This window comes from Brevibacillus gelatini (genome assembly GCF_003710935.1).
Classification (GTDB): domain Bacteria; phylum Bacillota; class Bacilli; order Brevibacillales; family Brevibacillaceae; genus Brevibacillus; species Brevibacillus gelatini.
The window spans coordinates 33,786-48,028 of record NZ_RHHS01000054.1; the positions used below are offsets into that span (position 1 = coordinate 33,786).

General features: G+C 53.6%; 12 protein-coding genes and 1 pseudogene. All 13 read left to right on the forward strand.

All coding sequences use genetic code 11. The features are described from left to right. Positions 1–178 precede the first annotated feature (178 nt). Positions 179–2,347 (forward strand): transcriptional regulator, encoded by a 2,169-nt coding sequence (locus tag EDM57_RS20910; RefSeq protein ID WP_122906631.1) that lies wholly within the window; start codon positions 179–181, stop codon positions 2,345–2,347. 147 nt (positions 2,348–2,494) lie between these two features. Next, positions 2,495–2,920, forward strand: a complete 426-nt coding sequence (locus EDM57_RS20915; protein WP_122906632.1) for a membrane-associated protease 1 — start codon at positions 2,495–2,497, stop codon at positions 2,918–2,920. An 85-nt stretch (positions 2,921–3,005) separates the two neighbouring features. Further along, on the forward strand, positions 3,006–3,470 hold the full coding sequence (locus tag EDM57_RS20920) for a DnaJ domain-containing protein (RefSeq protein ID WP_122906633.1): 465 nt from the start codon (positions 3,006–3,008) through the stop codon (positions 3,468–3,470). Positions 3,471–3,693: 223 nt separating this feature from the next. Continuing rightward, complete coding sequence (locus EDM57_RS20925; protein ID WP_122906634.1) at positions 3,694–4,251, forward strand: FHA domain-containing protein; 558 nt, start codon at positions 3,694–3,696, stop codon at positions 4,249–4,251. Between the two features lie 40 nt (positions 4,252–4,291). Beyond that, positions 4,292–4,822 carry an FHA domain-containing protein gene (locus tag EDM57_RS20930; protein ID WP_122906635.1) on the forward strand — a complete coding sequence of 177 codons (531 nt, stop codon included), beginning with the start codon at positions 4,292–4,294 and terminating at the stop codon, positions 4,820–4,822. 5 nt (positions 4,823–4,827) lie between these two features. Then, positions 4,828–5,667, forward strand: a complete 840-nt coding sequence (locus EDM57_RS20935; protein WP_122906636.1) for a PP2C family protein-serine/threonine phosphatase — start codon at positions 4,828–4,830, stop codon at positions 5,665–5,667. Positions 5,668–5,719: 52 nt separating this feature from the next. Continuing rightward, a complete protein-coding gene (locus EDM57_RS20940) occupies positions 5,720–7,678 on the forward strand; it encodes a PP2C family protein-serine/threonine phosphatase (protein ID WP_246005875.1) in 1,959 nt (652 codons plus the stop codon). Then, complete coding sequence (locus tag EDM57_RS20945; RefSeq protein WP_122906644.1) at positions 7,678–8,955, forward strand: normocyte-binding protein; 1,278 nt, start codon at positions 7,678–7,680, stop codon at positions 8,953–8,955. The genes EDM57_RS20940 and EDM57_RS20945 overlap by 1 nt, the downstream gene beginning before the upstream one ends. After that, entirely contained in the window at positions 8,946–9,641 is a 696-nt protein-coding gene (locus EDM57_RS20950; protein WP_122906637.1) for an iron-dependent peroxidase, read from the forward strand. Before EDM57_RS20945 ends, EDM57_RS20950 begins: the two co-directional genes overlap by 10 nt. 54 nt (positions 9,642–9,695) lie before the next feature. Further along, positions 9,696–12,350 carry an acetate and sugar kinases/Hsc70/actin family protein gene (locus EDM57_RS20955; RefSeq protein ID WP_122906638.1) on the forward strand — a complete coding sequence of 885 codons (2,655 nt, stop codon included), beginning with the start codon at positions 9,696–9,698 and terminating at the stop codon, positions 12,348–12,350. Between the two features lie 38 nt (positions 12,351–12,388). Continuing rightward, on the forward strand, positions 12,389–13,165 hold the full coding sequence (locus EDM57_RS20960) for a DNA and RNA helicase (RefSeq protein ID WP_122906639.1): 777 nt from the start codon (positions 12,389–12,391) through the stop codon (positions 13,163–13,165). Positions 13,166–13,186: 21 nt separating this feature from the next. After that, the gene (locus EDM57_RS20965) at positions 13,187–13,840 is read left to right on the forward strand and encodes a hypothetical protein (RefSeq protein ID WP_122906640.1); all 654 of its coding nucleotides are present in this window, start codon (positions 13,187–13,189) and stop codon (positions 13,838–13,840) included. Then, positions 13,837–14,243 (forward strand): annotated as a pseudogene (locus EDM57_RS20970) (hypothetical protein); the annotation flags it as partial. The gene EDM57_RS20965 and the pseudogene EDM57_RS20970, both read left to right, overlap by 4 nt.

A 14,243-nucleotide genomic window follows, 5' to 3' on the forward strand; every position in this document is an offset into this window, starting at 1 on the left:
AATGGGCGATAGATTGACAAAATATGGCGAGCGAGTTTATTTTAGAGGCAAGATTTTTGGTTTTATTGGAATTTATGTCATGAAGTGTAATTTGGTTGGCAAGTAGCACTCATACACTAGAAGAGGCTAGAAGACCTTGGGACCAAGCATTTACGTCAGACAGAAGGAAGGGGCACTTATGGACATTATTAACCAGACCAACAGAACCATGTTGTTCGAAGAGATCAACCCGGAAAAGCTCGATCTGATTACGATCGTGGGTGACGTCAAAGGCATCGACAGCCTGAGCGACGACAAGATCAAGGAGATCAACGAGCATTTGCTGGTGAGAAGCTTCGACGAGTTTTTGGACAAGTTTTCGCCTACGGTCTACTCGTTCTACAACGCCGTCAACCAAAAGGTAGTGTACACCTTGAAAAAGCCGGACGGCATTGCGGATGACGCGATCTCCGAGATCAAGATCGACCAGAACAACGACTTTCTGAAAATGCTGTTCACGCTGATCGATACGAAGCGCAGCCAGGGAATTACGAACGTCGACTTCAAATTCGAGAATCTCCTCGACATGATTTCTCCGAAAAAAGTGATGGACGACATTCGCCAGGTGCGCAAGGAGATTCACTACCTGTACAACCAATACGAAAAGCTGGACGACGGCGATCCGAAAAAACTGGATCTCGGCGACAAGCTGAACATCTTGTTCGAGGATGCCAGCAAAAACTACAACAACGTCATGGCAATGCTTCCGCTCGCCATTGAAGATATTAAAACCCGCCTGCTGCTCGGCGGCGCGCAGGAAGAGAACCAGTCCGAAGCGATTCAGATCGGGATGCTGACGATTGGGGAAAACGGTGAACTGAAAATCATCGAAGCGCCGAAGAGCGACAGCCGCGAGCTGATGGTGATCGACGAAAATAACGGAAGCGGCCTGATGGGAGTGTTCGAGGAGGATTACGAGTCCATTACGGAAACGCCATCCTCCTATGTAAAAGACCTCGTGGTGCGCACCTTCTGCCCGCTGCCATCCGTTCAAAACGAGATCGACATCGAGACAGAAGTGCAAAACTACAACACGTACCTGGAGTTCTACAAGAACGCGAAGGACGACTTCGTGAAAACAGTGAAGCCGCTGGTCGAGAAGATTCTCGGCGTGAAAATGTTCTTCGATCAGTACGTGACCAAGAACAAAGGCATGCAGCCATCGCTGCTCATCACCAACAACAAGCTGGACATGCTGGTGAAAAGCAGCAACATCCCGCGCCTGGAAACGTACCTGAACACCGTCAACTCGAAAAACGACTTCACCGATACAATCTGGTTCGGAATCGTGCCGTCAATCGACATGGATGCCGGAGCGAAAGCCAAGGTGACGCGCGAGCGCTTCCGCGGCAACGAAAAGCTCGTCAAGCAGGACGGCAACACGATGGAGTCGCTGACGATGCTTTTGCAGGTGGTCAAAGACTTCAAGGTGCAGATTTTCTTCAGCTTCAGCACAGGCGAAGAAACGACCTTCAACAGCATGGCGACCGCCGGCATCGACAAGTACATGGACAAGTGCAGTGTTCTGACCCGCAAAGAGTTCAGCGAGTTTGCGATTCCGTGCATTCCGAACTTTACGATTATTCCAAAGGACAAGTCCGGGGTGGTCATCGACAGCCGGATGCTGCAAACCGAAGACGGCGTGAAGCTGTCGCAGGAAAAAGAAGACATCCTGAAGCTGTGGATCGAGGGCGTGTACGTCGGGGCCAGCTACGTCGCTGCCGGAATTGTGGCTGCGTATCAGTGTCCTGAATATTTGCGCGAGACATTCAAAGTGGCCAGCCGCGAATATCCGGGCGTGCGCTTTGACATCGAAGCAGGCGAAAACGGTCTGCGCGCCGTCACGACAATGGCCAAGGAAATTTCCGGCTTTACCAACAACATCAAGGATTCGATCAACCGCAAAAACTTCGGGTTTGTCTTTTCTTCGGAAAACGCGCAAATCCAGGGCAAAGACATCAAGCGAATCACGGTGTACAAGGCGCGCAGCATGGCGATGTCCGAGGACGGCTTCGATCCGATCTACAAAACGCTGGTCAGCACCTACATCGAGCGGATTCTCCGCTTCCAGACCGGCGATTTCAAGCACGACAACATCGTCAAGTTTTTCAGCAACAATCCGAGCAGCCAAAAGAGCAAATGGCTCAGCACGCGCGGCTTTGTCAACTCCATCATTCAGGATGGCGACGACATGAGCTACATCATCGACGACAAGAGCAACCTGTGCCATATCGACCTGATCTTCAACGGAAACGTGAAGAATCTGGAGGTTACGATCACCAAAGGCACAACGCCTGTCAAAGCGTAGGCTTTCGGGATCGCTTTTATGAAATTTTTCCGCACACTGCTCAGGTGTTTAGAGGTGTGCTTCCCCAAGAAGCGCACCCTTGCACATAAATCTCGAAGCCCATTTGGCCTTTCGAGAGCACATATATTTACCAAGGAGGTATTTTTCATGGGTTTTCGACTCAAAGTAGAAGGTTCTGAAACGATCGAGCTGGGGATGGACAACATCACATCTGTCGTATATGACACGGATACCCCAGATGATTCCAACGCTCGTTCCACTGACGTAGGAGCAACGCTGCGTGTGACAGGCAAAATCATCACCGCCACAGACGGCGACAGCGCTGACGATACCATGAAGCTGGCACTGTGGTCCCTGGTTCCGGCAGAAAAAGCTGACTGCTACCGCAAAGTAACGCTGGAAGTAATCGCTGCCGATCAAGTGATCCGCAAAATCTACTTCCCGAACGCTTTCGTCGTGGACTACACCGAGCGCTTCGGCGATACAGAAGGGGTAGGAACCTTCACCCTGTTCATCAAGCAAAAGAAAGACAAGACCGAGTTCGCCAAAATCGAAGGCGGCTACGCTGTCTAGTTTTGTCCCCAAACATCAGCCGTACCTTGAAAGCCGTGTTCAAGGTACGGTTTTCCCAAAATAAAGCCAGACAAGAGGTGCGAGGATGAAAAATTATTACGAGATTTTGGGGGTTGCGAAAACAGCCTCTCTGAACGACATCAAGAAAGCGTACCGACAGCTGGCGAAGAAGCATCATCCCGATGTCAACGCGGGAAGCAAGGAATCCGAACAGCTTTTCAAGGACATTACCGAAGCGTATCAGATACTGCAAGACGAGGCGTCACGGAAAGCCTACGACGAACGCTACGAAGCCTATGTGCAAGGCAAGGGCCAAGCCCGTCCAAAAAGCGGCGCAGGCAAGGCTGGTGCCAACACGCAGACGCGAACAGCCCGTGAGCGGGCGAATCCGGGCATGAACATGGAAAATCTGGAAAGTACGTTTGAACGATTTTTTGGTTTTAACCCCAAGACGGGGGAAGTCAATAAAAAAGCCATGAATGGCGGCAAAAAAAATCCGTTGGATACGACGGATCTCTTTGAGCAGTTTTTCCGCATGAAGAAAAAATGAGACGCTTTCACACAGAGTCGAACAAAAACAGGCGGCATACCGAAAAGGAAAAAATCGGGCGATCATCCTGACGGCACAAGAAGAAACGAGGCCGTGACAGATCGGATGACAGCTCCTTGATGGACATAGAAGCAGCAACCAGCTCCTTTCTTTGGATGGATGTCAGCAAAAAACCATTCTCCCAAAGCTTGGGGCACTTTTTGCGTAAAGGGGGGTATTGGATATGGCAAAAAACGGAAAGTCCTACCAAAAATCATTCAGAGTGAAGCTGATCGAGCTGTTGATTGCATGTTTGTCGATAGGTGCACTTATCTATGTTTTTGGCTATACCGACAGCAACGCTCTGAAGATTTTTACCGGAATCGCCTTTGGTCTTTTCCTGTTTGGCGTTTTCATCGTCAAGGTCGGAGCGCCGGACGAGACGGAGGAGAAAAAGGAAACAGGCATTACCAAGCTTGTGTTGCTGGATGAGGACGGCGAGAGTGTGAAGGAGTGGTTTATCCAGGGCGCGACTTCGCTGTTGATCGGCAAAAGCACGAGCCAGAACGAAGTGGACATCGACCTGTCGGACGCGGAGTACGCCGCTCTCATCAGCAAGCAGCATGCGGTGCTCAACTACGCGTCGGGAAACTGGTTTATCGAGGACATTCACTCCCGCAACGGCACCGGAATCAAGCAGGCGAACAGCCGTGACAAAAACAGGCTGGAAATCGAGCAGCCTTACAAGGTGAAGGCGGGCGACATCATTTACATAGCAAATACACGCTTGCTGCTGAAGTAGAGCGGGGAGCTGGAGAGAGTAGAAACGGGGGACGATCATAATGAGTTTGACAAGATGCGCGAATGGACACATGTTTAGCAGCAGAAAACACGGCAACACATGCCCCTATTGCAGCCTGGTGGTGGAGCCGGCGGCAAAGTCTGAGGGCAGGCAAGCCCGGGGCGTCGAGGAAGACGACAAGACGATGCCTTATTTGGGCGACACGGAAGAGATCGAGCCTGTCACGGGATGGCTGGTTTGTATCGAGGGTCCGCAGCAAGGCCAGGATTACCGCATCATGGCGGAAAAAAACTTCATCGGCCGCGCCGAGGATATGCACATCCGCATCATCGGAGACAACAAAATCTCACGCCGAAACCATGCCGTCATCGTCTACGATCCGAAAAAACGCAATTTTTACCTGCTTCCCGGCGACGCATCGGGTTTGGCCTATCACAACAACGAGGCAGTCTACACGCCTGTCGAGCTGACCGCCTATGACGTCATTCAGCTCGGCAACAGCAAGTTTATTTTCATCCCGCTGTGCGGTGTCCACTTCGAATGGGACGACGCAGGCAAAGACAAGGAATGATGAGCATGTTTCTACAGGAGGTCATTCCTTATTTCGTTGTGGTTGCCGTGATCGTCGCCATTATTTTGTTGTTTCGACTCCGCGCTGCCATCATCCGGCAGGAAAAGAATCCGGTCATGCAAATCGGCAATGGGCAGACCATCGGCAGAAGAGAAGAGCAGGACGACTATTTTGCCACGGCGACGACTTCGCACGGAACGATTGCCGTACTCGCAGACGGGATCAGCGGACTTGCCAACGGCAGACTGGCTTCGACGCTTGCGGTCAACACGTTCATCCGCGAGTTTTCCAAGCTCGATCATCCGCGCCACCTCTCGCTTTACTTTTCCAGGGCAGCCTCGCTTGCGAACGCGGAAATTTTGCAGGCGCTAAAAGGAAGCCGGGGCGGAACTACGCTGGTTGCCGCTGTCATTCACGATGGCATGCTGCACTGGGGAGCGGTCGGCGACAGCATTTTGACGGTTTTTCGCAGGGGTGAATTCATCCCGATCAACCAGAAAGACATCTATGAATCGGTCTTGGAGGAGCGCTTCCTCGCCGGAGAGATCAGCAAGGACGAGGCGATCAGCCATCCGAAGAAAAAGCAGCTGATTAACTACCTTGGCTACGAAGGCTTTCAAAACATCGAGATTGGCCGCGAGCCGTTTCCGCTGGAGAAGGGAGACAAGGTGCTTTTGCTCAGCGATGGCGTCTACGATACGTTGACAGAGTTAGAGCTGGAGAGAATCCTGTTCCAGAAAATCTCCGCTCACGATGCTGCCGAGCAAATCATCGAGACGGTGGAGAGCAAGCAAAAAGCCAACCAGGACAACGCGACGGTTGTCATCCTGGAAAAAGGCTGGTAAAGGCGAAAAGGCGATCGGCATCCGGACGACAAGGAGGAGCGGGTAGTTAAGGATGAGAAGGGACAACAGTGATTTTGTAACCGGATTTTTGTCCGAATCAGGCACGCATGTGCGCAACAAGGATTACTTTGCCTATACCGAGCTGGACGATATTGCCTGCTGGGTAATCGCCCGCGGCCTGGACAACGATCAGGAGGTGGAGAGCGCCGAGCTGGCAGCGAAAGCCGTGCTGGGACACTTTATGCAAAAGCCGTCGCTTTCCCGTTATCGCATCAGCCGCTATTTGCGCGAGGCGCATCGCGTGCTGAAGGAGGAAAGCTATCGGGTGCGGCTGAAGGCCAGCCTGACGCTGATCGTCACCGACTATGCCCGCGTGGTTTACGGCGTGGCGGGCAATACGCGGCTGTACTTGTTTCGCAACGGGCGGCTGCATCTGCGCAGCAAGGACCAGAGTTTGTCCCAGCAGATGGCAGATCGGGAGGAAATCGCGGAGGACGTGCTCGATCATCACGAGGAACGCCACAATCTGTTGAGCTATTTGGGCACGCCGGGCGAGTTTCGGCCGTACATATCGAAAAAGCTGCCGCTCTATGACGGCGATGTCCTCCTGCTGACGACCCCCGGCTTGTGGGAGAGAGTCGATTCGGCCGAGATGCAGGATGCGCTGGAAGAGGCAAAAGATCCCACGGCGCTGCTCGATACGCTGGAGGACGTGCTACTTGGCAAGCAGCAGCGGGTGGTGAACAACTATACCGCCGCTGCCATTTTTGCAAACAAAATATTCAAAATCGACCCGCAGAAAAAATGGCGCATCATCAAACGAGTGGCGCTCATCGCCCTGCTGCTCGTCTTGACTGGCGGCGGCGCGCTTTTGTTCAAGATGAAGGAGGCCGAGAGAATCGCGGAAGCGGCGACAGGCATGTTCGAGCATGAACAGAACGGGGATGCGTATATCGAAGAGAGCGACTACCCCAAGGCGCTGAAAGAGTACAGCGAAGCGAGAAACATGGCGAACATCGTCAAGGACAAGGTGCACGCGGCGCTCTTGAACAAAAAGCAGCGCATTACCCAGCTCATCGTCGACGGAGATACGGCGATGAAGGATGAGCAGTATACAAAGGCGCTGGAAAAGTACGACAAGGCGCTCAAGGAAATGAAAGGCCGCGATGATTTCAACGAGCCGGAGATCGCAGCCAAAAAGGAAAAGGTAGAGTCGTACCTGCTCGTCCTGCAATGGAAAAAGGAAGGCGATATGCTGCTTGAGGCGCAGGATTACGAGGGTGCGGAGGCGTTTTACCAAAAAGCGAGAAAGCTGGCACTGGAATCGGGCTTTCTCACGGGAGAAAAAGAGATTCGGGCCAAGCTCGATGAAGTCGGGTCCAAAAAGACGGGCATCGACAAGGAGCAAAAAATGCTTTCCGCCGACAAGCTGGAGAAAAAAGGCGACGACAGCTATGCTGCGGGTGACTTTGCCGGCGCAATCGAATCGTTCACGATGGCACAGGAGATCTATCAGGAAATCGGCGTGTTGGAAAAGGTACTGGCGATGGAGCGCAAGGTGACCAAAGCAGAGGAAAAACTGAACCCGCCTGCCGCAGCAGCACCAGCCGCCGCTGCAACCGCAGCACCAACACCAGCCGCACCGCCAGCGAGCCAGGCTGTTCCGCAGGCTGTCCAGCCACAAGCGGCCAACCCGGTAAATGCCACGAGCCCAGCTCCGGCAGCGCCCCCGGCTTCTGCTGCTCCGACATCCGGAACGAATGCAGGGAATGGAGCCAACTCAGCTCCGGCAGCGAATCAGGCTCCTGCTGTTCAGCCGCCAGCGGGCAATCAGGGACAAGGTGCCAATTCTGCCTCGTCTGCGCCCTTGGCCCCGGCAGCCGAGCCACCTGCGACCAATTCGGGGAAAGCTGCCAGCCTCGCTCCCTCCGCCCAGCCGGACGGGACCGGGAGCAAGCCAGCTGAACCAACAGCCAATCCGGCGCAAAAGGAGGCTGTCACCACCCCATGATGAAAGAAATCGTACTCGACCGTTTGAACAAAATGGAGGACCTGGAACAGCGCAGGATATTAAAGCAGATGATGAACAGCGTCTTTTTGCACCTCGTGGAATATCAGGAGGAAATGCAAAAAAAGCTGGAGCAGCGCGTCTTTTCCGAATTCGAGGACAAGGAAGACAAGCTCGATATATACGTAACGCTCTGCCATCGCGACGATTTCGATCCCATCCACGACTTTTTGTACCCGATGATTCCCGGCGACGAGCAAAGAAAGCTGTGCGATCGCAAGGCTTTGCATGAACAGCTCACCCGTCAGGAACAGGCGGTGCTCATGACCATATTCATGGAGTGCGGCTACAGCCGGATTCAAGAGCTGATAAACAGCAAACGCACGTTCAAGGGCCGATTGACGACGACAGAAAAGTCATACCCGATTGAGGTGCGTTTGCAGCAAAACACGCTGTACATCGACGAGCTGGAAAAGCTGTACAACATGTTTTTGAAAAACGGCATGCCGTGGAAAACCGTGAATCATCCGTATGCGAACAAGTTTTTCGATGTCGTTCTCGTCTCCTGCGAGGGGGAGTTGGGCGAAGACGAGGAGATCGCGGAGGTGACGGTGCACCTGGAAGAATGGGAGCCGTACAAAAAGCTGGATGTCATCCCGCTCTGGAACATCGAGCGGCTGGCCTTGAAAAACATCGGCTTTCCCGTGCCAGCAATCGACCGGGTGAACTTCGAGCATGTCCTGTCGCTGCGCAAGACAGGGAGCCAGCACGGCTATCTCGTGGACGGGGATGAAGCGCTGATCCGCTATATCAAGCGCTCGGCAGAAGAGCTGACCATTGTCTCCCCCCAGGAAAAGTCGGGCATCTGGAACGTCTGCAAAATCACCCAGCCTGTCGCGACCCCGACGTCCCGTCTGCAATACGCGCTGGTGTCCAACCGGCGCAAAAGCAGCTTCGTGGGCAGCTTCGCCCGCAAGCAAGGAATGCCGGTGCGGGCCAAAGGCGAGATCATCCGCATCGTCCATTCCTTTGAAGCGGCGGAGCAACTGGAGCTTGTGCACGTAGAGATTCGCGAAAAAGGCGGGCGCACTTCCGCTACGTACGAAATGAACCCGTTCATCAGCGACAATGTCCGCGTGGAGCACGACAAAAAAATCATGCAGCTCGGCTTTCGCCGACGCGGAGCAGACAGCTTTATTTTGGAAGACATGATGAGCTTTCTCGTCTCCGAGATTCAGATGTACTTCCCGGAATACAAGTGCGAAGGAGAATGGGCGTGAACTACATCTGGGATTTGGTCATCAAGGCCAGGCGAGCCGGAATTGCCAAAGAAGAGCTGGTGTTCAAAGCGGCGAAGGTTTACTCGCCGTACATGGAGCTGAGTCTGGAAGCGATCAACGCGAAGACGGTGGACAAGACGGTAGAGGTAAACCCGTTCTACCGTTTTGAGGACATTTTCCGCGAGTTGTTTGACGTCAACTACACGGGCGAGTCCGAACTGCGTCAGGTCTTGTTTGACATCGTGACACACCTGTTGGCCGAGATCGACCTGACACAAGGGATGAACAAGCGAGAATACTACATCCGCTTTGTTTTGCGCGATCTGGAGGCGGGGCTGTTCGGCAGTCAGGCAGCGGAAAACATCAAGCTGTTCACCCGTGACGAACAGGAGATTATTGCCGGCAATCTGCTGCGGCTCTATGAGACAGGAGAAGCGGTTTACCTGCTCCGCGATACGATGCGAAAAATTTTTCCTCACTCTACCATCTACGCCAACTGCGAGGAAAAAGATGAGCTGCTGCTCTACGTCGGACAGGCGGAGACAGACGCAGCACGCGCCAGGCTGGCGCTGATACTGGATATTTTTCTGCCTGTCCGCTTCCAGACGGAAATATATTGGCGAAACCACTTCGGCATCCTCGATGTCGAGGAAACGATGCAGATCGATCATATCGCCCTGTACTAACAGACCGCAAGAGAGTTTGAGAGAAAGCCGTGTGAGTGTGGGAGGATCGGAGTCATGAGAAAATTATCGTACAAGCTTCATCTCCAAAAAGGCAACATCAACGTCCAGCAGAGCGAAACGACCTATACGCGGGATGAGCTGATGGAGATGACGACCTTTCAGTTGCGCAACATTTGCCACAAGGAAAAGCTGGTTGGCTCGGTGGTAAACAATCTCGACCGGGAAGGACTGCTGCAAACGATCCTGCGATTCCGCGGCGCCGAAGAAAGCATGTTTATCGAGTCGGATGTGGAGGGCGGCTTTGAGCGGATCGAAGCGGCTTTGCATGCGTACTTGAACACGCCGCTGCCTGGGGCGGACTCCATCAAAATCCCGGCCAAGATGACGCTGTATGCCGGGCTGGCTGTCAACAGACAGGACGATTATCGGGTGGAGTCGGCCCAAGGTCTGGCCGAATCCAATGTCCTTTTGGTCAATGACCACATGGAGCTGTGCGGAATTTTGCAGCTGCGAAAAGACGACGACAAGCCAGGGCACTACTGGCTGCTGTCGCACAAGGACGTTCCGCTGCGGAAAACGGTGAACCAGAGCTACAGTCTGCTTTTTTTCCGCAAGCAGGACTCGGACTACCTGTACAAAGCGTACAGCGAAGACAAGCCGCTGCCGCCGACCAATCTGCACTATTACAAAGTGCCTGTCGCCGATCTGGAAATCCGGGAGCTGGAAGAGACGGACGCGGTGCTGGCGATTGATTTTGGCACATCTTCGACAACGGCTGGCGCCTTTTTGGACCACGAATACATTAGCGCCCCTCCCGGCAACGATTTGCTGAATGGCCGGGTCAAGCTGAATGCGATCAATTACGTCTCGTTTCCGGACACGACGCAAAAGAAGGAAGAATGGATCGAGGTACTGCCGACAGTCGTCAGTGTGGCGGATTGTTCCTCGCCGCATGACGTCCGCTTCCACGTCGGCTATGAAGCGTTGCGTCACATGAAAAAGAACGGATACAGCTCGCACGCGACGGTGTTCATGGGCATCAAGCGCTGGGTGAACAGCTATCACAAGCTGGAAGAGGTCATGGACAGCCAGGGCAATACCGCGATGGTCAAGCGCAGCGACATTTTGCGCCACTATTTGCTTCACGTCATCCAGATGGCAGAGCATCAATTCAAATGCCGTTTTCGCCACCTGCACATCACCAGTCCGGTCAAGCTGAAAACACAGTTTATCGAGATGTTTACCGAAATTTTGCCGGAGTACCGCATCGAAACAGAAGACGCGCTCGATGAAGGGATGGCCGTGCTGTTCAACACGATTGCCGATCAAATCGACAAAGACAGCTTCCTCGACGGCGAGACGTACCAGGCGCTCGTCATTGACTGCGGCGGAGGAACGACAGACTTGTCATCGTGCAGCTTCCGCATCGAGGACGGCCACATTTCGTATCGCATCGACATCAGCACGACCTACGAAAACGGCGATACGAACTTTGGCGGCAACAACATCACCTACCGGATCATGCAGTTCATGAAAATCGTCTTTGCGGACTACTACAGCAAAGGTCGGCACACAACCGACATCGACCAGCTCATTGACATTCCCGGCTCGGAAATTTTCCGGCATGTAGATGAGTTTGGCGTCGACTCCGTCTATGAACGGTTTGAAGAGCGATACCGGGAGGCCGAGGCGATTTTGCCCACCTGCTACAAAGCCTACGAAAACAAGAGCCGCGACGACTACCAGCGCGTCCGCAACAACTTTTATTTTTTGTGGGACCTCGCGGAGCAGATGAAAAAGGAATTTTTCCGCCAGACAGGCATTTTGCGCAATCGCTTCACTACCGAAGGCGAGCAGCGTCAGGAGCAGGATTTGAAGCTGACCGCAGTGGAGCGGTGGGTGCTGTCCATTCGCGAGGAAGGGCGCTTCCGCGATGTGTACGACTTTCCTGACGTCGTGTTCACCAGCAAAGAGATCAATCACTTGATTAAGGCGGACATTTACGAGATTTTGCGCGTTTTCCTGGACGACTTTTACCAGGAGGGAAGGCTGGCGGACTTCTCGATCATCAAGCTGACGGGGCAGTCGTGCCGGATTGACGTGTTCCGCGAAGCGTTGAAGGAGTTCGTGCCAGGCCGCAGCATCGAGTTTCGCCAACGGTCAGAGGAGACGGGCAAAGTGCCGGACTTGAAGCTGTCCTGCCTGCGCGGAGCGTTGCGCTATCAGAGCGCGAAAAAGGCCGGCTTCATCGAAGCGCACATTACCAATCACGCGCCTGTCGTTCCGTATTCCGTGACCGCTTTTACCCACAACAAGCAGGAGCGCGTGCTGATTCGCAGCCAGGAAAAGCTGAGCCATGTGCACGGAGCCATCTCGCGCCCGTTCGGAGTCAGCGAGGTGGAGTTTTTCCTCAAGGAAAGCGACGGCCTTTTGCGCAAACGCTATTTGTACACAGACGACCGGACCCATTACAAGCCTGTACTCTACGAAGACATCCGCGCCAAGTACGGCCGACATATTCCGCAGGAGGAAACCGACTCGATCCAAAACGGAGAAGTCAAGTTTTTCGTCTTTTCCAGCGGCAACGAATGGGGCTTCCATGTGCTTCCGGTCGCGCGGCAAAACGAGCAGTTGTTTTTGGGCAAAAAAGTGTTCTGTCCATTTGAAAGCGACCTGTCTGAGCTTGATTTCTTTGACGGGATGAAATAACGAGAGAGCCATATTGAACGAAAAAGGGGGGAACAGCGGTGTTTTCCCATCTCCATCCCCAGTTTCACAAGGGGCGAATTCTCAAGCGAGAGATGCTTGAAAATTTGCGGGATTACCCCAGACATTTTGTCGACTTGCATTTTCAGATGTACAGCGACGGCATTATTTCCGGTATGGACGTCACGGTAGACGACCGGCATCTCATCATCGGCAAGGGCATCGTCAAGCATCGTGGCCGCGTCTATTTGTTCGAGCGCGAAGAACGCCTGCCCTACACGGCGACAGGCCACGAGACGGTGCTGAAAATCCGTTTTGCCGAGCAGGCGACGTTGACCGACTTTTTTTCCTACGAGACATCCTATGTGCTCGATTCGGAGACAGCCATCAGCGAAGATGAGCGCGAGCTGGGCCGCTTCAAGCTCAAGGAAGGAGCCAGACTGCGCGCGGACTACCCGTATTTTCTCGATCTGCTCACGGAATTCAACACGTGGATTTTTGCAAACGTGGAGCATGCCGGCTACGAGCAGCCGACACTTGCCCCGGCGATCCTGCGCTACTTTTCCTACGAGTTGCTGAAAACCGGGACGACAAATGCCTACGACCTCGCCTTCGCCATGCAAGGGATCAACGCGGACAGGGTCGAGCGCAACCTGATTCTTCATTATATAAGCAGCCGTTTGGGGAGCAATTACCGTCCGGGCACCAATCTGCAGATCGTCAAATATTTGGGGCGCATCTTGGAGGAAGCGAAGAACGGGAACAAGCCCAGACAGGAGTGGAGGGCGTCCGGGCGGCAGCGGGTGATTGTGGATTAACGACAGAAAGGGGAATGGCAAATGGAGCGCATGGATGAAAGCATTATCGGCATGATGAACGAGCTTGCGGAGGAGGACGCTCAACCTGTCACGAGACGTTACGGGCCAAAAGGAAAGCTGCGGCAGGACATGGCGGAAAAGCCGTTTATCACCGTGGGCGAAGGGACGATTCCGGTAGAAGAAAAGCGGTTGCTGGACGACCGTGTGCGAATCCGCCTGCCTAGGACGTTTACGCTGATGTCGCCGCAGGTCGCAGCCATCAAATACCCGTCCGAGCGCAGACCGCAGGTGATCTATACCAATCAGACTGCTTCAATCAACGTGGCTTTTACCTATACCGATAGCAAGCTGGCCGATTCTGCTGACCAGCTCCAGGCTTTCATGGACGTCATGAAGCAGGTATTGCGCAAGACGCAGCCGCTCGCTCGCTGGCAGGAGGAAGGCATCCGGGAGATTGCGGGCAAAAACGTCGGCTTTTTCGAATTTATCACGCCCGCGCTGGATGCGGACATCTACAACCTGATAAGCTTTGTCTCCCTGCAGGGGCGTGCGCTGCTGTGCACATTCAACTGCACGGAGCAGGAGCTTGCAGACTGGAAGCTGGCAGCCTGGGGAATGATGGATTCGCTGGTGATTGAGTCAGATGATGCTGCGAAAGGAGAGGAAGGAAAATGAGTCTTTCCGTTATTGCTTACAACAATTTGCAAGTCTCTCCCTATGAATTGATTCATCTCGTAGAGTTGACGATCACGAAGAAAATGAATGAGCATGCCCGCCTCACGTTAACCGGAATCGTGCCGGAAGAAATGAAAGACAGCTATGTGCAAATGACTCAGGCGCAGACCCCCATTGAAATCAGTCAGGTAGACGCCGCCGGCAACGCCACGCCGCTTTTTGCCGGAATCGTTCTGGAGATCGGCATCAAGGCGGTGCGTGACGTGTTTTATTTGTCTCTCGAAGCCGTTTCTCCCACCTACAATCTCGATGTCAAACGCAAGAGCCGCTCGTTCCAGAACAAAGCCATGAGCTACGGGGCCTTGTTGCAGACGATTGCCGCCGACTATCCGGGCATCGACAT